This is a genomic window from Serratia marcescens subsp. marcescens ATCC 13880 (genome assembly GCF_017299535.1).
Taxonomy (GTDB): Bacteria; Pseudomonadota; Gammaproteobacteria; order Enterobacterales; family Enterobacteriaceae; genus Serratia; species Serratia marcescens.
Genome location: NZ_CP071238.1, coordinates 4,765,251 through 4,785,089 on the forward strand (window position 1 = coordinate 4,765,251; position 19,839 = coordinate 4,785,089).

At 60.6% G+C, this 19,839-nt stretch carries 19 protein-coding genes; 6 read left to right on the plus strand and 13 right to left on the minus strand.

What is annotated here, in order from left to right:
* Window positions 1–15 precede the first annotated feature (15 nt).
* From trpS to pilM, 12 genes are all read right to left on the minus strand, one after another.
* On the minus strand, window positions 16–1,023 hold the full coding sequence (gene trpS, locus J0F90_RS22845; RefSeq protein ID WP_004930324.1) for a tryptophan--tRNA ligase: 1,008 nt from the start codon (window positions 1,021–1,023) through the stop codon (window positions 16–18).
* A 2-nt stretch (window positions 1,024–1,025) separates the two neighbouring features.
* Window positions 1,026–1,724, minus strand: a complete 699-nt coding sequence (locus tag J0F90_RS22850; RefSeq protein ID WP_033639220.1) for a phosphoglycolate phosphatase — start codon at window positions 1,722–1,724, stop codon at window positions 1,026–1,028.
* Window positions 1,717–2,394, minus strand: coding sequence for a ribulose-phosphate 3-epimerase (gene rpe, locus J0F90_RS22855; protein WP_004930320.1), 678 nt, complete (start codon window positions 2,392–2,394; stop codon window positions 1,717–1,719). The genes J0F90_RS22850 and rpe overlap by 8 nt, the downstream gene beginning before the upstream one ends.
* 51 nt (window positions 2,395–2,445) lie before the next feature.
* Window positions 2,446–3,258, minus strand: coding sequence for an adenine-specific DNA-methyltransferase (dam, locus tag J0F90_RS22860; RefSeq protein ID WP_033639218.1), 813 nt, complete (start codon window positions 3,256–3,258; stop codon window positions 2,446–2,448).
* An 84-nt stretch (window positions 3,259–3,342) separates the two neighbouring features.
* Entirely contained in the window at window positions 3,343–4,356 is a 1,014-nt protein-coding gene (locus J0F90_RS22865; RefSeq protein ID WP_016930365.1) for an SPOR domain-containing protein, read from the minus strand.
* 156 nt (window positions 4,357–4,512) lie between these two features.
* Window positions 4,513–5,613 (minus strand): 3-dehydroquinate synthase, encoded by a 1,101-nt coding sequence (aroB, locus tag J0F90_RS22870; protein ID WP_033639217.1) that lies wholly within the window; start codon window positions 5,611–5,613, stop codon window positions 4,513–4,515.
* Between the two features lie 106 nt (window positions 5,614–5,719).
* A complete protein-coding gene (gene aroK / locus J0F90_RS22875; RefSeq protein ID WP_004391482.1) occupies window positions 5,720–6,241 on the minus strand; it encodes a shikimate kinase AroK in 522 nt (173 codons plus the stop codon).
* 349 nt (window positions 6,242–6,590) lie between these two features.
* Window positions 6,591–7,835 (minus strand): DNA uptake porin HofQ, encoded by a 1,245-nt coding sequence (hofQ, locus tag J0F90_RS22880; RefSeq protein ID WP_042706084.1) that lies wholly within the window; start codon window positions 7,833–7,835, stop codon window positions 6,591–6,593.
* The gene (locus tag J0F90_RS22885; protein WP_028127614.1) at window positions 7,832–8,191 is read right to left on the minus strand and encodes a HofP DNA utilization family protein; all 360 of its coding nucleotides are present in this window, start codon (window positions 8,189–8,191) and stop codon (window positions 7,832–7,834) included. The genes hofQ and J0F90_RS22885 overlap by 4 nt, the downstream gene beginning before the upstream one ends.
* On the minus strand, window positions 8,184–8,678 hold the full coding sequence (locus tag J0F90_RS22890) for a hypothetical protein (RefSeq protein ID WP_033639216.1): 495 nt from the start codon (window positions 8,676–8,678) through the stop codon (window positions 8,184–8,186). The genes J0F90_RS22885 and J0F90_RS22890 overlap by 8 nt, the downstream gene beginning before the upstream one ends.
* Window positions 8,671–9,210, minus strand: a complete 540-nt coding sequence (locus J0F90_RS22895; protein WP_033639215.1) for a PilN domain-containing protein — start codon at window positions 9,208–9,210, stop codon at window positions 8,671–8,673. Before J0F90_RS22895 ends, J0F90_RS22890 begins: the two co-directional genes overlap by 8 nt.
* Entirely contained in the window at window positions 9,210–10,043 is an 834-nt protein-coding gene (gene pilM / locus J0F90_RS22900; RefSeq protein WP_033639214.1) for a pilus assembly protein PilM, read from the minus strand. Before pilM ends, J0F90_RS22895 begins: the two co-directional genes overlap by 1 nt.
* Window positions 10,044–10,164: 121 nt before the next feature.
* Between pilM and mrcA the strand changes: the two genes are divergently transcribed.
* The gene (gene mrcA, locus J0F90_RS22905; protein WP_031300057.1) at window positions 10,165–12,723 is read left to right on the plus strand and encodes a peptidoglycan glycosyltransferase/peptidoglycan DD-transpeptidase MrcA; all 2,559 of its coding nucleotides are present in this window, start codon (window positions 10,165–10,167) and stop codon (window positions 12,721–12,723) included.
* Window positions 12,724–12,774: 51 nt separating this feature from the next.
* Here the strand turns inward: mrcA and nudE are convergent, their stop codons facing one another.
* Window positions 12,775–13,329, minus strand: a complete 555-nt coding sequence (nudE, locus tag J0F90_RS22910) for an ADP compounds hydrolase NudE (RefSeq protein WP_033639213.1) — start codon at window positions 13,327–13,329, stop codon at window positions 12,775–12,777.
* Between the two features lie 445 nt (window positions 13,330–13,774).
* Here nudE and J0F90_RS22915 point away from each other — a divergent pair, with 445 nt between their 5' ends.
* From J0F90_RS22915 to pckA, 5 genes are all read left to right on the plus strand, one after another.
* A complete protein-coding gene (locus tag J0F90_RS22915; RefSeq protein WP_028127610.1) occupies window positions 13,775–15,910 on the plus strand; it encodes an intracellular growth attenuator family protein in 2,136 nt (711 codons plus the stop codon).
* 97 nt (window positions 15,911–16,007) lie between these two features.
* Window positions 16,008–16,688 (plus strand): GMP/IMP nucleotidase, encoded by a 681-nt coding sequence (gene yrfG, locus J0F90_RS22920; protein WP_016930376.1) that lies wholly within the window; start codon window positions 16,008–16,010, stop codon window positions 16,686–16,688.
* Window positions 16,685–17,092, plus strand: a complete 408-nt coding sequence (gene hslR / locus J0F90_RS22925; protein WP_016930377.1) for a ribosome-associated heat shock protein Hsp15 — start codon at window positions 16,685–16,687, stop codon at window positions 17,090–17,092. The genes yrfG and hslR overlap by 4 nt, the downstream gene beginning before the upstream one ends.
* 25 nt (window positions 17,093–17,117) lie before the next feature.
* Complete coding sequence (gene hslO, locus J0F90_RS22930) at window positions 17,118–17,996, plus strand: Hsp33 family molecular chaperone HslO (protein ID WP_015379307.1); 879 nt, start codon at window positions 17,118–17,120, stop codon at window positions 17,994–17,996.
* A gap of 194 nt (window positions 17,997–18,190) precedes the next feature.
* Entirely contained in the window at window positions 18,191–19,810 is a 1,620-nt protein-coding gene (pckA, locus tag J0F90_RS22935) for a phosphoenolpyruvate carboxykinase (ATP) (RefSeq protein ID WP_015379308.1), read from the plus strand.
* The last annotated feature ends 29 nt before the right edge of the window (window positions 19,811–19,839 follow it).

Here is a 19,839-nt window from a genome sequence, read left to right on the forward strand (position 1 = left end):
TTATTTGCGCCGGCGTTACGCCTGCGGCGGTACGAAACCGACGGCCTGATAGACCTTCGCCAGGGTTTCCTGCGCGCGCGCGCGCGCCTTGGCGGCGCCGTCGCGCATCACCTGCTGCAGATAGGCTTCGTCGTTGCGGAAGCGGTGGTAGCGCTCCTGCAGCTCAGCCAGCATGCCGGAGACGGCTTCCGCCACCGCGCCTTTCAGATGGCCGTACATCTGGCCTTCGAACTCGGCTTCCAACTGCGCGATGCTCTTGCCGGTCACGCCGGCGAGGATATCCAGCAGGTTGGAGACGCCCGCCTTGTTGACCACGTCGTAACGCACGACAGGCGGCTCTTCCGAGTCGGTCATTGCGCGTTTGATCTTCTTGGTCACCGCCTTCGGATCTTCCAGCAGGCCGATCACGTTGTTGCGGTTGTCGTCCGACTTGGACATCTTCTTGGTCGGCTCCTGCAGCGACATCACGCGCGCGCCGGATTTAGGAATAAACGGCTCCGGCACTTTGAACACGTCGCCGTACAGCGCGTTGAAACGCTGGCCCACGTCGCGGCTCAGCTCCAGGTGCTGTTTCTGGTCTTCGCCCACCGGCACCTGGTTGGTTTGATACAACAGGATATCCGCCGCCATCAGCACCGGATAGCTGAACAGCCCGGCGTTGATGTTCTCGGCGTAGCGTGCGGATTTGTCCTTGAACTGCGTCATGCGGCTCAGTTCGCCGAAATAGGTGTAACAGTTCAGCACCCAACTCAGCTGCGTGTGCTCAGGCACGTGCGACTGCACGAAGATGGTGCTTTTTTCCGGATCGATGCCACAGGCCAGATACAGCGCCAGCGTATCCAGCGTGGCCTTGCGCAGCTTCTCGGCGTCCTGGCGCACGGTGATGGCATGCAGATCGACGATGCAGTAGATGCAGTCGTAGTCGTCCTGCATCTGCACCCACTGACGCAGCGCACCCATGTAGTTGCCGATGGTCAGTTCGCCGGACGGCTGCGCGCCGCTAAATACGATGGGCTTACTCATGTTTAAATTTCCTGATTCTCTAAAGATGACAGCCCAAGAGCGGGCAACAAATCGGCGAAGCGCTCCAACACCCGATCGGGGTGGCTCAGGGCGATCGATTCGCCGTAGTTATAACCGTAGGTAAAGCCGACGCTCGGACAACCGGCGCCCTGCGCGGCTTGAATATCGTTGCGTGAATCGCCGACGAACAGCAGCTCATGCGCGCGCAGCCCAAGCTTGCCGAGCACCAGGTACAACGGCGCCGGGTGCGGTTTCTTTTCCGTCACGTCGTCGCCGCCGATCACCAGCGAGAAATAGTCGCCAATGCCCAACGATGCCAGCAGCGGCGCCACGAACGGCGTCGGCTTGTTGGTCACCAGCGCCATCGGGTAACCGTGCGCGGCCAGGCGGGCCAGCGTCTCTTGCACCTGTGGGAACAAACGGCTGCCGCTGTCGACGGTCTGCGCGTAGAAATGGTCGAAGCGTTCACGCAGCCGGCTGCACTGCGCCGGCGTGCCTTCCGCCTCCGCCCAACGCAGCGCGCGCTGCACCAGCACGTCGGCGCCGTTGCCGATCCAGGTGCCGACCCGTGCCTCACCCGCTTGCGGCAGGCCCGTCTCTTCCAGCGCCATATCGATGGCGGCCGCCAGACCCGGCGCGCTGTCGACCAGCGTGCCGTCCAGATCGAAGGCCAATGCGCGGATCGCGCCGAAATCAGCCATGGGTAACCTTCGCCAGCTCGCTGCGCATTTCGTCAATCACCTTGCGGTAGTCCGGCTGGCCAAAGATGGCGGAACCGGCGACGAACATATCGGCGCCTGCGGCGGCGATTTCGGCGATGTTATCCACCTTCACCCCGCCGTCGACTTCCAGGCGGATATCGCGACCGCTGTCGTCGATCAGTTTGCGCACCTGGCGCAGCTTGTCCAGGGTGCCGTGGATGAACGACTGGCCGCCGAAGCCCGGGTTGACCGACATCAGCAGGATCACGTCAATTTTATCCATCACGTAATCGAGGTAGCTCAGCGGCGTCGCCGGGTTAAACACCAGACCGGCCTTACAACCGTGCTCTTTGATCAGCTGAATGGTGCGATCGACATGTTCGGAAGCTTCGGGGTGGAAAGAGATATAAGACGCGCCGGCCTTGGCGAAATCTGGCACGATGCGATCTACCGGCTTGACCATCAGATGCACGTCAATCGGCGCGGTAATGCCGTAGTTGCGCAGCGCTTCGCACACCATCGGACCGATGGTCAGATTGGGCACATAGTGGTTGTCCATGACGTCGAAGTGCACCACGTCGCCGCCTGCGGCCAGCACGTTAGCGGTATCTTCACCTAACCGGGCAAAATCTGCCGACAGAATGGACGGGGCAATCAAAAACTTTTTCATCCGCTTCTCCAAACGTAGGGTCGAGTTGTTATGCGCCGGGGTGCCCCCGGCTTAGCGATACAGCGCCAAAAGCTCGTTCACTTTACTGCGGCCGAGAATGTTGCGGCTGATTGTGCGGCGCGCTTTCACCACATACAGCGCGGCATGCTGGTACCAGTCGCGCGTCAGCTCGGTATCGTGATTGGAGATCAATACCGGTACCTGGCTCTCTACCGAGAGCTGGTGCGCCAAATGCGCCAGGCTCTGCTGATCGGCGATGCTGAAGCTGTTGGTGTGGTAAGCGGTGAAATTCGCCGTCGCCGACAGCGGCGCGTAAGGCGGATCGCAATACACCACGGCACCGGCCACTGCCTTCGCCATGGTATCGCGGTAATGCTCGCAGACAAAAGTGGCATTGCGCGATTTTTCGGCAAACCAGTAGAGCTCTTCTTCCGGGAAGTACGGTTTCTTGTACCGGCCGAACGGCACGTTGAACTCGCAGCGCAGGTTATAGCGGCACAGGCCGTTATAGCAGTGACGGTTCAGGTACAGGAACAGCAGCGCCCGGCGGTAAGGCTCGGTGCTAGTATTGAACTCTTCTCTCAGCAGGTAAAACTGATCCGAGTTATTGAATTCATCGGCGAAAAGCGTGCGGGCATCGCGCACGAAGTCATCCGTGCGCAGCTTAACGATGTTATACAGGTTGATAAGATCGCTATTGATGTCGGCGAGAATGTAGGCGTCGTAATCCGTATTCAGAAAGACGGATCCCGCACCCACGAAGGGCTCGATTAAGCAGTCTCCCGCCGGCAGATGGCGACGAATCTCATCTACCAGCGGGTATTTTCCACCAGCCCATTTTAAAAAAGCGCGGTTTTTCTTCATGCCGTCAATTAGCTACTTATACAATTCAGAGCGGCGGATTGTACTCTGTTTCAGACAGCACATCAGCGCACAAATTTAAATGATTTATTTTTTAAGATCTTGCTGCACTTGGTGTACAGGTCGGACCCACGGTTTTTTCGCCTGCACATCCGCCGGCAACGAAGCAATGGCGCGCTTCGCTTCTGCGGAAGAAGCATAGTTGCCGCTCACCAGCACGTACCACGGCTTGCCGTCACGCTTGGTGGCGTACACCAGGTAATTCTGCAGTTTCTGCTGTTTGGCGTAGGCGTTCAGCGTATCGGAACGCGAAGCGCTGCTCAGTTGCAAGGTATAGTGGCTGCCCGGCGCAGACTGCAGAGAGCTGCCGCTGCTGGCGACCGCTCCCGCTTTCGCGGTGGAAGACGGCTTGGCCGGCGGCGTATACACCGTGGTCGGTGATTTATGCTGCGTTGCGGTCGGTTTGGCGGCGGCGGTTTTCGCCGGCGTTTTATGCTGTTGCGGCGCGGTTCCCTGCACAGGACGCGTCGCTTCGCGCGCTGCGGCACCGCTCATCACCGTCGCCGGTGCGGTCGGCAACGTCGACGCTGCGCCAGTCATGCCTTGGGTCGCCGCATCCACCTGCCCCTGCTGCTGCGACAGCGCATCCGCCATGTTGCCCGGCAAATCGACGCGCTGCTGCGCACCGCCCTGCTGAGGCTGCGTTTGCGCTTCGGTCGGCGTGCCGGAGATCGGCGGAACGCTGACGTTCTGCGGTTGCTGCGGCTGAGTCGCGCTCACGCCGTTGTTATCGTGGGTATCCGTCGTGCCGCCCGGCACGCCGTTGTTGGCGGTGGTCAGCGACGAAGAACCGGACAGGTTGATATCGCGGGCTCCGCCGTTTTGCGCGCCGTTCTCCTGAGCCGCTTCATGTTTGGTCGGCGCCTTCAGGGCTGAACCGATGCCGATAATCAGCAGCAGCAGCACCAAAATGCCGATGCCAATCATCAAATGTTGGCGCGAAACGGCGAAGCGCGGCGCGGCGGCCGGCTTGCGCGAGCGCGTAGGGCGACGATCGCTGCTATCAGGTCTGAGATCGTCTTCCGGTTTAAACTCGTCCATCTGAAACCCTCCAACTAGAGGCAAAAGCCCGCCACCGTAGACCTACCGTGGCACGGGCAGATTAACCCGATGATGGCAAAGCGACACCCGTCGTGCTCTGCTCACTGTATTAATATAGATGCAAATGGCGGCTAAGCCACTGTTACTTAGTCCGATTTAATTACGCGCCCGCTCAGGCAGGCAGGCGGCGATCGACGCCAACACCAGCTCATGCCCTACGCCGCCGCGCACTTCCGCCGCACCGATCGCGGTCGGCAGCACCAGACGCAGTTCACCCGCCAGCACTTTCTTGTCGCGCAGCATGTGCGGCAGATAGGATTCCGGCGTCATTTCCTGCGGCCCGCAGACCGGCAAGCCGGCGCGCAGCAGCAGCGTTTTGATGCGCTCGATGTCTTCAACGGAGAACTGGCCGAGACGGTGCGCGGTTTCCGCCGCCATCACCATGCCCGCAGCCACCGCTTCGCCGTGCAGCCATACGCCGTAGCCCATTTCGGCTTCGATGGCGTGGCCGTAAGTATGGCCAAGATTCAGCAAGGCTCGCAGGCCGCTTTCGCGTTCGTCGGCGGCCACAACCTCGGCCTTGAGCTCGCAGCAGCGGCGGATACAGTAGGCCAACGCCTGCATATCCAGCGCCATCAGCGCATCGATGTTGTTTTCCAACCAGACGAAGAACTCGCGATCGAGGATGATCCCGTATTTGATGACTTCTGCCAGGCCGGAAGAGAGTTCACGCGTCGGCAACGTTTTCAGGCAATCCAGATCAACCACCACCGAAGCGGGTTGATAGAAAGCGCCGATCATGTTTTTGCCGAGCGGGTGGTTGACGGCGGTCTTGCCGCCCACGGAAGAGTCCACCTGCGACAACAGCGTGGTGGGAACCTGAATGAAGCGCACGCCGCGTTGGTAGCACGCGGCGGCAAAGCCGGTCAGATCGCCGACAACGCCGCCGCCGAGGGCGATCAGCGTAGTATCGCGCCCGTGCGGTTTTTCCAGCAGCGCCGAAAACACCTGCTCCAACACCGCCAGAGATTTGTACTGCTCACCATCAGGAAGGATCACCTGATCCACCACGACGCCGCCCTGCTCCAGCACCTGCCGGACACGCTCCAGATAAAGCGGCGCCAGGGTCTGGTTGGTGACCAACATCGCTTGCTCACCCGCCTTCAACGGCATAAAAGAAGCCGGATCGTTGAACAATCCGGCGGCGATGGTAATCGGGTAGCTGCGCTCCCCAAGCGTTACAGTAATTCTCTCCATGTCGCGCTCAGTTCTCTGTATGGTGCGGCGGTGGTTGATCCCCGCAACTGCGGGGAACACAAATCAGTTATCCGCATTGGCCGACGGCGAACGCGGAAAGCGGCAATCAGTTGCTTTCCAGCATGTTGATGATCTGGTTGGCAACCACTTTAGCGCTCTGATCGTCGGTGCGGATGGTGACATCGGCAATCTCTTCATACAACGGATTGCGTTCTTTCGCCAAGGCTTCCAGCACTTCACGCGGCGGAGAATCGACCTGCAGCAGCGGGCGTTTTTTATCACGCTGGGTACGAGCAAGCTGCTTCTCGATCGTGGTTTCCAGATAGACCACCACGCCGCGCGCGGACAGACGGTTGCGCGTTTCGCGCGACTTCACCGAACCGCCGCCGGTCGCCAACACAATCCCTTGTTTTTCCGTCAGTTCATTAATGACTTTTTCTTCACGATCGCGGAAACCTTCTTCCCCTTCCACGTCGAATACCCAGCCCACGTCAGCTCCGGTACGTCGCTCAATTTCTTGATCGGAGTCGAAGAACTCCATATTGAGTTGCTGAGCTAACTGACGGCCAATAGTGCTTTTGCCGGCACCCATAGGCCCAACCAGAAAGATATTGCGTTTCTCTGCCATGTTTTTCGGTATTACTAAGACAATTCGTTAATGTTAACCCGCCCCGCCAATCAAATCAGCGGCGGGACCTAAACTGAAACCTCATGAGCGATAGTGCGAGATCAGACGAAAAATTATCTCAACACTCTTGGTAGTTTGGCAACCGAATAAATCGCAATCCACGCCGCGGGAGGGAAACCATATGTTTTTAACGGCGTCTTGACGCTAACAAAAAACCTCGGTGCTCAATTCGGTAACCCTTGTAAGCTAAATCGGCCGCAGCGTCAAACGCAGATCCCCCCAAGGGGATAAAAAAGTGTATCTGCTCATCAACTTTAGGAGATTTGCCGCCCAGCCGACAGGCAGCCGCTTATCCCTTAATCAGAGTCGGCGTAATGAAGATCACCAGTTCGCGTTTTTTCTGTTGTGCGCCGCTTTGCCGGAACAAGCCCCCCAGCAGTGGCGCATCCCCCAATCCCGGCACCTTGTCCGCCGTCTTGCCGCTATGCCGTTGAAAAATACCGCCGAGCACCAGGGTTTCGCCGCTTTTCACCGTGATCTGCGTCTTAATCTCTTGTTTATCGATGGTCAATGCCTCACCCGCCCCGCGGCTGATGGCGCGCCCCGGCATATTTTGGCTGATGTGCAGCGTCAGCGTGATGCGCCCGTCCGGCAACACTTTCGGCGTCACCTCCATGCCCAGCACCGCCTCTTTGAACTCGATGGCGGTCGCACCGCTGGCGCCGCTCGACACTTCATAAGGGATCTCCGTCCCCTGTTTGATGCTGGCGGTTTGCAGGTGCGCCGTCAGCAGGCGCGGACTGGCGATGATCTCCACCTGATTCTCCTGCTCCAGCGCCGTCAGCTCGAGGCTCAACAAACGCCCGCTGATGCGCGCCAGATGAAAACCGGCGTTCACGGCGCCGCGTTCCAGCGGCAGATTGACACCGACATTGCCCGGCCGCAACGGCCGCGCCGGCCTGTCGTCGGCCGCCAACCCCCAACGCACGCCAAGCTCACGCAGGCTTTCGCGGTTGATGGTCACGATATGCGCCGCCAGTTGCACCTGCGCCAGCGGCGCGTCCATTTCCGTTATCCGCTTTTTCAACTGCGTCAGGATTGGCGCGGTGTCGCGCAGCAGCAACGTATTGGTGCGTTTATCCGCCAACACGCTGCCACGCTCGCTCAGCAACGCGCCGCGTTGGGCGTTGAGGCTTTCGGCAATTTCCGCCGCATCGCCGTTCTGTAACGTCAGGGTCAGGCTGTGCAGCGGTTGCCGCTGCGCCAACGCCTCTCGCTGCTGCCTTTTTTCCTGCGCGTCCGGCTCCGGCGAGATCAGTATCACGTTGCCTTCCCGCGTCATCGCCAGTTTGCCCATGCGCAGGGTCAACGCCAGCGCCTGAGGCCAGGGCACATTCTCCAGCCGCAGCGTCAGGTTGCCGCTCACGCCGGGCGCGGCGATCAGGTTCATCTGCCGATAATCCGCCAACGCCTGCAGGATGACCGTGACCGGCGCATCCTGAAATTCCAGGGAAACCCGCTGCTTATCCTGCGCCTGCGCGGTGCCGAGCGTCAGGCTCCACAGCGCCACGCCCAATCCAGCACATCCTTTCATGGTTTGCCATCCTTGTTGTCCATCATGAGCGAGACGTCGCCCTGGCTCGCCGGGCAATCCGGTTCGGCCGTCAGCGCCGTTAACGTCAAGCTACGCGCCTGCACCTGCGTCACCTGCCAGCGCTCGGCCAGCACCCGTTGCTGCGGCCGCAGGCGCAACCATTGTCCCGCCGGCGTCACCACCCAGCCATAGCGCAGCGTCGGTTGCCCGATGACGCCTTTCAGTCGCCAGCTCGCCGGCGACGCCTCCGTTTGGGCACAAGCAGGCATCGGAAGCGGCGCAAACGGGTCGCGCGGCTCAGCGCATAGTGCCCATGGCCACAGCAGCCACCACCAACGGCCGGGTCTTTTACTCATTGGGCTGATCCTCGGCGGCATCCTGCAAAACCAACCGCGCCGTCATGCCAAGGGGCGGCGTCTCCACGCTCAGCTGCTCGAGGCGTAAATCGGCGGGCAGCGCCTCCAGCAGCGCCAGCAAACCGGCGTAGTCAATGCGCAAGCTCAGCGTTTGCCGCGGCGGTTTTTCCTGCCGCTGCCAGCGCAACAAGGCGCCTCCCGCCCGTTGCAGCACGCTCGCCAGATCGCCGTTGGTGGACGGAGGAAGCGGCGCCGCCGGGATAGCGGTTTCCGGCACCTCGTCCAGTTGGCGTTGCACCATGGCGATCTGTTGCAACAGGCGCTGTTGCCGCTCCCCCGTGCTTTCCCGCTGACGCCATTCGTCTTGCAGCATCCAGCCACCGCCCAACAGCGCCAACGTGCCGATACCCAACCCTTGCGACAGCAGCAATAGCCAGCCCGGCAAGCTCAGCCAGAGGCGCAGCCCGGATGACAAACGGTTATCCATCACGCCCCCACTGCGCCGCCAGATGAAAGGTGTACAGGCCGTCGTCGCGTTGCGCCACCTCAGCCAAACGCAACCGCGGCAACGCAGGCATCCCCGCCAGCCGCCGTTCGAACTGCGTGATGGCCGCAGGAGAACGGCTCAATCCACGCAGCCGCAGGCCATTCACCGCATCGCTCTCCAGCGCCGTGAGCCACAGCGGTGGAGGAATGCTGGAGGACAATTGCTGCAGCAGATGAAAATAACGCCGGTTATGCTGGGCGTTGCTCGCCTGCCGTTCGGCGCGGGCGCGGTGCAGCGCCCGCTGCGCCCGCTCTTGCTGTTGCTGACGGGCGAGCAACGTCAGTGCCGCCAGCTCTTCACCCAGCATCGCCAGCCGCGCCTGCCGCAGCGCCTGTTGGTGACGCAATTGGCCGGCGACCAGGAACAGCGCCAGCAACAGTGCCGTTACCTGTAACATCAGCACGCCCAACCAGAAATAGCCGCGTCGCCGATCGCGGCGTTGTCGCCAAGGCAGAAAGTTGACCTGATACATCAGCGATCCTCCTCGCGCAGCGCCAGGCCACCGGCCAACGCGAACGCCGAAGGATGCGCAGGCAACGGCGGACGCAGCTGCGTGAAGGCGCTGAGCGGCGACCAGGCAAGGCAACCGGCGGGCAAGGCTCCCGCCAGCACGCTGCCGGCATAGACCGGCCGATCGTCGCCCGCCGGCATCTGAGCTTGCAGCGCCCGCAGCGCCTGCGCGTCATCGTCGCCCGGCGCCAGACCAAAAGCGAACGCGCCGTCGGCCGGCGCCACCCACAGCCATTCTCGTTCGAGACGGTGCATCAGCCCCGCAGCGGGCGGCACGCCTGCCGCCGTCGCCATCATCCGCAGCGCGCAGGGGGTGATATCGACCGCTTGCGGATGCAGGCCAGCCTGACGCAGACAATGCAGCCACTGCTGCAGTTCCTGCCGCCGCGCGGCGGTCAGCAACAGCGCCGCCTCATCCGCCGGCGCGGTGCGATAGTCGAGCGCCAGCGTCTGGCCGTCGAGCGGAAACTGCTTCACACCGTGGCCGCCGATATAGTCGCTGCGTTCCGGCTCGCGCAGCCGCACGTCCGGCTGCGCCATGCGTTGCTGCAACACGCGCTGCGCCGGCAGGGCAATGCGTAAGGAAATATGTCGCGGCAGTTGGACGCGCCATTGCCGCAGCGCCCGGATCAGGAATTCAGAAGGTTCCAGACAGCCATCGCGTAAAACCGCCTGCGGCAGCGCCTGCTGCCACCAGTGGCGCAACTGCCAGCCGTTGCGGCGGCGTTGGGCCGCCACCGCCCGCACGCAGTCGATTTGTATATCCAGCCCCACCTGCCATGCTTGAGGGAACATGTTTCGCAAGCCTCCATAACATCAGATGATAAAAGAACATATCCATGTCGCAGGCTTGCCTTTATACTACCGCGCGGTTGTTTATAAACTGCCCAAATGACTTAGAAATGGGAAATCTCAGGTGAAGTTCGTAAAGTATTTACTAATCCTTGCAGTATGTTGCATCGTGCTGGGAGCAGCCTCGATTTTCGGCTTGTACAAATATGTCGAGCCGCAGCTGCCCGACGTCGCAACGCTGAAAGATGTGCGGCTGCAGATACCGATGCAGGTCTACAGCGCCGATGGCGAACTGATCGCCCAATACGGCGAGAAGCGCCGCATTCCGCTGAAACTGGATCAAATTCCGCCGGTGATGGTGCACGCATTCATCGCCACCGAAGACAGCCGCTTCTATGATCACCATGGCGTCGATCCGGTCGGCATCTTCCGCGCCGCCTCCATCGCGTTGGTCTCCGGCCACGCTTCGCAGGGGGCCAGTACCATCACCCAACAGCTGGCGCGTAACTTCTTCTTAAGCCCGGAACGCACCCTGATGCGTAAAATCAAGGAAGCCTTCCTGGCGGTGCGCATCGAGCAGATGCTCACCAAGGATGAAATCCTTGAGCTGTATCTGAACAAGATCTATCTGGGTTACCGCGCCTACGGCGTAGGCGCCGCCGCGCAGGTCTATTTCGGCAAAGACGTCAGCCAGCTGACCCTGAGCGAAATGGCGACCATCGCCGGCCTGCCGAAAGCGCCGTCCACCTTCAACCCGCTCTATTCGCACGATCGCGCCGTTGCCCGCCGCAACGTGGTGCTGTCGCGCATGCTGGACGAACACTACATCACGCAGGCGCAGTACGATCAGGCGCGCTCCGAAGATCTGGTCGCCAATTACCATGCGCCGGAAATCAGCTTCTCCGCGCCGTATCTCTCCGAGATGGTGCGTCAGGAGATGATCAAGCGTTACGGTGAAAACGCCTATACCGACGGTTACAAGGTTTACACCACCGTCACCAAACGGCTGCAGTTGGCGGCGCAGGAGTCGGTACGCAACAACGTGCTGGCCTATGACATGCGCCACGGTTACCGCGGCCCATCCAACGTGTTGTGGAAAGTCGGCGAAGCGGCCTGGGATCGCAAACAGATTGTCGATTCGCTGAAAAACCTGCCGAACTACGGCCCGCTGGCGCCGGCGGTGATCACCGCCGCCAACCCGCAGGAAGCGACGGCGATGCTGGCCGACGGCAGCAGTATTGCCCTGCCGATGGCGACCATGCGCTGGGCACGCCCATACCGTTCGGACACTCAGCAAGGCCCAACGCCGAAACGCGTCACCGACGTAGTGCAGGCCGGCCAGCAAGTGTGGGTGCGTAAAGTGAATGAAGCCTGGTGGCTGTCGCAGGTGCCGGACGTCAACTCGGCGCTGGTCTCTATCAACCCGAACGACGGCGCGGTGAAAGCGCTGGTTGGCGGCTTCGACTTCAATCAGAGCAAGTTCAACCGCGTCACGCAGGCTCTGCGTCAGGTGGGCTCGAACATCAAACCGTTCCTGTACACCGCCGCGATGGATAAAGGCCTGACGCTGGCCACCATTCTGAATGACTTGCCGATTACCCGTTGGGATGCCGGCGCCGGCACCGACTGGCGGCCGAAGAACTCGCCGCCGACCTACGACGGCCCGATTCGCCTGCGACAGGGGCTGGGGCAGTCGAAGAACGTGGTGATGGTGCGTGCGATGCGCGCGATGGGCGTCGACTACGCGGCGGAATATCTGCAGCGCTTCGGCTTCCCGGCGCAGAATATCGTGCATACCGAATCGCTGGCGCTGGGGTCCGCCTCCTTCACCCCGATGCAGCTGGTGCGCGGCTACGCGGTGCTGGCGAACGGCGGTTATCTGGTCGACCCGTACTTCATCACCAAAATTGAAGACGATAACGGCAATACGGTGTTCGAAGCCAAACCGAAAGTGGTGTGCGGCAGCTGTAACCTGCCGGTGATCTACGGCGACACCCACCGTTCGGCGGTGCTGTCCGACGACAACATCGAAAACGTCGCCACCTCGCAGGAAGGCAACAACAGCACGGTGCCGATGCCTCAGCTGGAGCAAGTCACCCCGGCTCAGGTACAGCAGGACGGCGATCAACAGTATGCGCCGCACGTCATCAGCACACAGCTGGCCTTCCTGATCCACGACGCGCTGAACAGCAACATCTTCGGCGAACCGGGTTGGATGGGTACCGCCTGGCGCGCCGGCCGCGATCTGAAACGTCATGATATCGGCGGCAAAACCGGTACCACCAACAGTTCCAAGGACGCCTGGTTCTCAGGCTATGGCCCGGATACCGTGACCTCGGTGTGGATCGGTTTCGACGATCACCGCCGCGACCTGGGCCGTTCGACGGTATCCGGCGCCATCCCGGATCAGATTTCCGGCGGTGAAGGCGGTGCCAAGAGCGCCCAGCCGGCGTGGGACGACTTTATGAAAACCGCGCTGGAAGGCATCCCAGAGCAGAAAGTCACGCCGCCGCCGGGCATCATCAGCGTCACCATCGACAAGAGCAGCGGCAAGCTCTCTGGCGGTGGCGGCGGCAGCCGTTCCGAGTACTTCATCGAAGGAACGCAGCCGACGGACTACCCATCGCGCGATACCGGCACCACGTTGACCGATCCGGGCGGTGAAAGCCACGAGCTGTTCTGATCGAAAAGGGCCAGAGAAATCTGGCCCTTTTTTTATTCGGCGTGAAGCGTATCAGCGCGACGCGCGCAAAAATGCCTCGGAAAGGAACAGCGCGCTGACGTTGCGCGCCTCACGGAAATCCGGTTCCGCCAGCAGCGCCATCATGTTGGCGATCGGCCAGCGCACCTGCGGCAAGGGCTCCGGCTCATCCCCCTCCAGGCTCTGCGGATAGAGACCGTGCGCCAGCACGATATTCATTTTGCTGGAAAAGTAGGACGGCGCCATCGTCAGCTTACTGAGAAAATCAAAGCGTTTCGCGCCGTACCCCACCTCTTCCATCAGCTCGCGGTTGGCCGCCTCCAGCACCCCTTCGCCGGGATCGATCAGCCCTTTCGGGAACCCCAGCTCATAGGATTCGGTGCCGACCGCATATTCGCGGATCAGCAGCAGGTCATCGCCAATCACCGGCACGATCATCACCGCTTCGCGATCCGAAGGCCGCATGCGTTCATACACCCGCCGAACACCGTTGCTGAATTCCAAATCGACCGACTCGACGTTAAACAAACGCGAACGCGCGACCGTTTCCACTTTCAGAATTTTAGGTTTTTGCAGGTGTTTATCCATGATTGCCTCAAAGAGGTTACCCAGGCGCGGACGGGGCAACCGAAAAAATGATTGGCGTAACGCACGGCTCGTTGGCGCTCAAACGCTGACCAAATTCGATCCTGATCACATTGTGCGTTAAGGGCAAGCTCCGCCGCAACGCGCATGAACAGTAATTTACTTTCTTTTAACAAGCGTAGCCAGCGGCCGGCGATTTTCCGTACTGATTCAGCAAACAGCGCGCAAGAAAATAGGATAATACCGATATCGACGGCAGAGACCGGTTGCTAGTATCACGCAGGCAAGAATCAGTGATAAAATGGCCTTGCGTCATGAAGGAATGAGATCCAGAGCGAGAATCTGTTTGTTCCCTCATTAGTTCTGGGTGCCTCCTGGCGGTTTACTCCGTATAATATTCAGCTTTTCATCAGGTTGGCGAAATTCACGGGTGTGAGATGGGGATTGCATGAGCACAATAGTGTTGATATTGGCCTTAGTGCTTGTCTGCCTGATTGCCGCCGGCCTGTACCTGTGGTTCAAGGCCCGCAACCCGTCGGCGCTGGCGCACGCATTGCCGTTTATCAAGCCTGCCCACCGCAAGCTGACCGACGAAGAGCGCGCTGCAGTCGAGTTCTATCTCAATCAGCAAAACAAGCTGAGCAACAAACTGTTGCCCGGCGGCGGCGCTACGCTGCCCGCGGCCAAGCTGGCGCTCACACCGCAAAGCGATAACGTATATCCGGTCACGCACGCCATCACCCGCTACGGGCTGGCCAGCGACGATCCCAATAAATGGCGCTATTACCTCGACGCGGAAGAGGTGCATCTGCCGCCGTTTTGGGAACCCTATATCACCGCCGACAACCATGTGGAAGTGATCAGAACCCAGACGCTGCCGCTGGTGATTTCGCTCAACGGGCACTCGCTGAAAGATCATATTCACGATCGGCCGCAGCCGCCGGTGGTGGCCGCCACGCCGACCAAAAACGCGTCCATCCGCAAGGAAGAGAGCGAGCATGTCGAGCTGGTCAATATTCGCAAGGAAACGCCGGAAGAGCATGCGCTGAACCGGCCGAACGGCATCCGTGAAGCCGTCATCATCTCCGCCGCGCTGCTGCTGCTGTTCTTCAGCCTGATAAGCCCGGTGCTGGTTATCCCCTGGATGATTTTTGTGGCGGTGCTGATGATCGCCTGGGGATGCTGGAACCTGTTCCGCCGTCCGGCGTCGCGTGAGCTGAAAGAGATCCACTGCCTGCGCGGCACGCCGAAGCGCTGGGGCCTGTTCGGCGAGTCCGATCAGGGGCAGATCAGCAACATTTCGCTCGGCATCATCGATCTTATCTACCCGCCGCATTGGCAGCCGTACCTGACGCAGGATCTGGGCAAGACCACCGATGTGGACGTCTACCTCAATCGGCAGGTAGTGCGCCAGGGGCGCTTCCTCTCGCTGCATGACGAAGTGAAGAATTTCCCGCTGCAGCAGTGGGGCCGCAACGCGGTGCTGGTCGCCAGCTCGGCGCTGGTACTGCTGTTGCTGCTGATCTATATTCCGCTCAACCTGCCGCTGACCCTCAGCATGGCCTGGCTGCAGGGTGCGCAAAAAGTGGAAGTGACCAGCGTGCAAGCCCTGGAAGCCACGCCGCTGCGCATCGGCGACACGCTGAAAGTGCGCGGCAGCGGCATGTGCTATGTGCCGCCGCCGGCCAACGGCGGCGGCACCGTCAATTTTGCGCCGTTCGACTGCTCCGGCATCTATTGGAACAACGCCGCCCCGCTGCCGCAGCCGGAATCGGAAGTCATAGACAAAGCGACGGCCCTGCTGGCCACGGTCAACAGCCAGCTGCATCCGAGCGGCGCCGATCAGAAGGTCAACCCGCAGCTGGCCAGCGCCATCGAGAAATCCGGCATGATCCTGTTGGATGACTTCTCTGATATCGTTCTGAAAACACAGGATTTGTGCCAGGCAGAAAACGACTGCGTGCGGTTAAAAAACGCCTTGGTCAACCTGGGCAACGCCAAAAACTGGAGCGGCCTGGTGAAACGCGCCAGATCCGGCGCGCTGCAAGGCGTCAACGTCCTGCTGCGCCCGGTAAGCGCCGAGTCGCTGGAAAGCCTGACCAAAGTGGCCACGTCGTCGTTCATCTTCAATGAAACGCGCCTGGCCGCCGCGGCGCTCAACAGCCCGCCGCCGGGCGGTTTCCTGATCCGCAGCGATGAAGGCCGCCAGCTGGTCAGCCATCCGCAGTCTTCAGCGCCGCAGAGCGAATACAACGCCCTCGACCAGTGGAATGAGCTGCAGCGCCTTTCCACTCTGCTGCTGCATACCCCGTTCCAGGCGCAAGGGGTGATCACCAGCCTCAGCGTCGATGCCAACGGCACCCGCCACGTGGCGCTGCACAGCGAACCGGACATGATCACCCTGTGGCGCTACCTCGGCACCAGCCTGCTGTTGCTGGCGGTGGTCGTCAGCCTGGGCTATAACGCCTGGCGGCTGGTGCAGCGTCGGCGCATCAATCAGCACCGCGTCGCCGATATCCAGCGTTACTACGACAGCTGCTTCAATCCGCAGATCAATCCGATGTCGATGCGGCCGATGGCCTGAACCTGACGCCGGGCCTCCGCCCTGTCATCTGCTTATGCTACGCTAACGCTATTATTCTCATCTGCGGACCGCCCGTCGGTCCGCCCGTGGAGTTTTTATGGTTCCCGAATTTGATTGGCCGCAGATCGATACCGTGCTGCTGGATATGGACGGCACCTTGCTGGACCTGGAATTCGACAGTCACTTCTGGCTCAGCCTGGTGCCGCAAGCGCTGAGCGAAAGGCGCGCCATTCCGTTTGACGAAGCCCGTCATATCATTGAGCGGGAATATCAGGCGGTGCAGCACACCATGAATTGGTATTGCTTCGATTACTGGAGCGAGCGGTTGGATCTGGATATCTACCGCATGACCAGCGAAGTGGGCAGCCGCGCCCGGCTGCGCGAGGATACCGAGCCGTTTTTACGGGCGCTGCGCGGCGCCGGCCTGCAAACCATTTTGCTGACCAACGCCCATCCGCACAGCCTGGCGGTGAAAATCGAGCATACCGGTCTGGATCGGCACCTTGATTTATTGTTTTCCACCCACACATTTGGTTATCCGAAAGAAGATCAGCGTCTGTGGCAGGCGGTGCAACAGCACACCGGGTTCAACCCACAGCGCACGCTGTTCGTCGACGACGGCGAGCCGATCCTCGACGCGGCGCGCACTTTCGGCATTCGTTACTGCCTGGGCGTGCAAAACCCGGACTCCAGCACGGCGGAGAAAAGCTTCCAGCGCCATCCGTCGATGCGCGACTATCGCCTGCTGATACCGGCGCTGGCCAAGGGGGAAGCATGAAGGACAAAGCGACGCGCGACGACGCGGTCCGGCTGGATAAATGGCTGTGGGCCGCACGCTTCTACAAGACCCGCGCGCTGGCGCGCGAAATGATCGACGGCGGCAAGGTGCATTACAACGGCCAGCGCGGCAAGCCGAGCAAGATTGTCGAACTTAACGCCGAGCTCAAGCTGCGGCAGGGCAACGAAGAACGTACGGTGATCGTGCTGGCGCTGACCAGCCAACGCCGCGGCGCCGGCGAGGCGCAGCAAATGTATCAGGAAACCGAAGCCAGCATCGCCAACCGCGAAAAAATGGCGCTGGCGCGCAAGATGAACGCGTTGACCATGCCGCATCCGGACCGTCGTCCGGACAAAAAGGAGCGGCGCGACCTGATGAAATTTAAATTTGGTGAGCCGGAATAAGCCCTCACCGCAATGAGAGAAGATTATGTCCAACCATGACCAATTGCACCGTTACCTGTTTGAAAACTACGCGGTGCGCGGCGAGCTGGTTACCGTCAGCGAAACCTATCAGCAGATCCTGAATAACCACGACTACCCGGCGCCGGTGCAAAAGCTGCTGGGTGAACTGCTGGTCGCCACCAGTCTGCTGACCGCGACCCTGAAGTTCGACGGCGATATCACCGTTCAGCTGCAAGGCGACGGCCCGCTGAAGCTGGCGGTGATCAACGGCAACAACCGCCAGGAGATGCGCGGCGTTGCGCGCACCCAGGCGCCTATCGCCGACGACAGCACCTTGCATCAGATGATCGGCAACGGCGTCATGGTCATCACCATTTCCCCGACGGAAGGCGAGCGCTATCAGGGCGTGGTCGGTCTGGAAGGTGAAACCCTGGCCGAATGCCTGGAAGCCTACTTCCGCCAGTCCGAGCAGCTGCCAACCCGCCTGTTCATTCGCACCGGCGAAGCGGAAGGCAACGCCGCGGCGGCCGGTATGCTGCTGCAGGTGCTGCCGGCGCAGGACGGCAATCTCGATGATTTCGATCATCTGGTGCAACTGACCAACACGGTCAAAAGCGAAGAGCTGTTCGGCCTACCGGCCAACGAAGTGTTGTACCGCCTGTACCACCAGGAAGAGGTCACTTTGTACGAACCGCAGGACGTGCAGTTCCGCTGCACCTGTTCTCGCCAACGTTGCGCCGACGCGCTGCTGACCCTGCCGACCGACGAAGTGGCGGACATGCTGGAGCAGGACGGCAACATCGACATGCACTGCGACTACTGTGGCAGCCACTATGTCTTTGACCCGGTTGATGTTGCCGCGTTGTATGCGGGTAACACCGGCGAAAGCGACCAGTTGCACTAAGTTACACCCTTTCGGCGGGCGCGCCCGGCGCCCGCCAACGCCCGCCGTTTGCACGTTTGCTTTTTTCCGTGTGCTATCTCTCAGATCGTAACGAAATACCGCCTAAAACGTTAAATATTTGATACCCATCGCGGTTACGCACCGTTAGATCCCTACAATTGCCGCCAGAAATTCTGTGACCAAGGAGTAGTAACATGCGCGTTAAAGGTATAACCCCTCAGGATCTGGCCGCTTACGGCATTCACGACGTTAGCGAAATCGTTCACAACCCGAGCTATGAACTGCTGTTTAAGGAAGAAACAGACCCATCTCTGGAAGGTTTTGAGCGTGGGGTAGTCACCAAGCTGGGTGCCGTCTCCGTCGATACCGGCATCTTCACCGGCCGCTCGCCGAAAGACAAATACATCGTCCGCGACGACATCACCCGCGATACCGTGTGGTGGGCCGATCAGGGCAAAGGCAAGAACGACAACAAACCCCTCAGCCCGGAAGTGTGGGCCGATCTGAAACACCTGGTCACCGAACAACTGTCCGGCAAACGCCTGTTCGTGGTGGATACCTTCTGCGGCGCCAACGCCGACTCGCGCCTGAAAGTGCGCTTCATCACCGAGGTGGCCTGGCAGGCGCACTTCGTGAAAAACATGTTTATCCGCCCGAGCGACGAAGAGCTGGCTGACTTCGAGCCGGACTTCGTGGTGATGAACGGCGCCAAGTGCACCAACCCGAACTGGCAGCAGCAAGGCCTGAACTCGGAGAACTTCGTCGCCTTCAACCTGACCGAGCGCATGCAGCTGATCGGCGGCACCTGGTACGGCGGCGAAATGAAGAAAGGCATGTTCTCGATGATGAACTACCTGCTGCCGCTGAAAGGCATCGCCTCGATGCACTGCTCGGCCAACGTGGGCGAGAAAGGCGACGTGGCGGTGTTCTTTGGCCTGTCCGGCACCGGCAAGACCACCCTCTCCACCGATCCTAAGCGTCAGCTGATCGGCGATGACGAGCACGGCTGGGACGACGACGGCGTGTTCAACTTCGAAGGCGGCTGCTACGCCAAGACCATCAAGCTGTCTGAAGAAGCTGAACCGGACATCTACCACGCCATCAAACGCGACGCACTGCTGGAAAACGTCACCGTGCTGGCCGACGGCAGCATCGACTTCAACGACGGTTCGAAAACCGAGAACACCCGCGTTTCTTACCCGATCTATCATATCCAGAACATCGTCAAGCCGGTGTCCAAGGCGGGTCACGCCACCAAGGTGATCTTCCTGACCGCCGACGCTTTCGGCGTGCTGCCGCCGGTATCGCGCCTGACCGCCAACCAGACTCAGTACCACTTCCTGTCCGGCTTCACCGCCAAACTGGCCGGCACCGAGCGCGGCGTAACCGAACCGACGCCAACCTTCTCCGCCTGCTTCGGCGCCGCGTTCCTGTCGCTGCACCCGACGCAGTACGCCGAAGTGCTGGTGAAACGCATGCAGGCCGCCGGCGCCCAGGCTTACCTGGTCAACACCGGCTGGAACGGCACCGGCAAACGCATCTCGATCAAAGATACGCGCGGCATCATCGACGCCATCCTGAGCGGTGAAATCGACAAGGCGGAAACCGTTACCCTGCCGATCTTCGATCTGGCGATGCCGACCGCGCTGCCGGGCGTGAACCCGGAAATCCTCGATCCGCGCAACACCTACGCCAGTCTCGAGCAGTGGCAGGAAAAAGCGCAGGATCTGGCCGAGCGCTTCATCACCAACTTCGACAAATACACCGATACGCCTGCGGGCGCCGCGCTGGTTAGCGCCGGCCCGAAGCTGTAATTCGGTAACGTTACCTCTTCAGCTAAGGC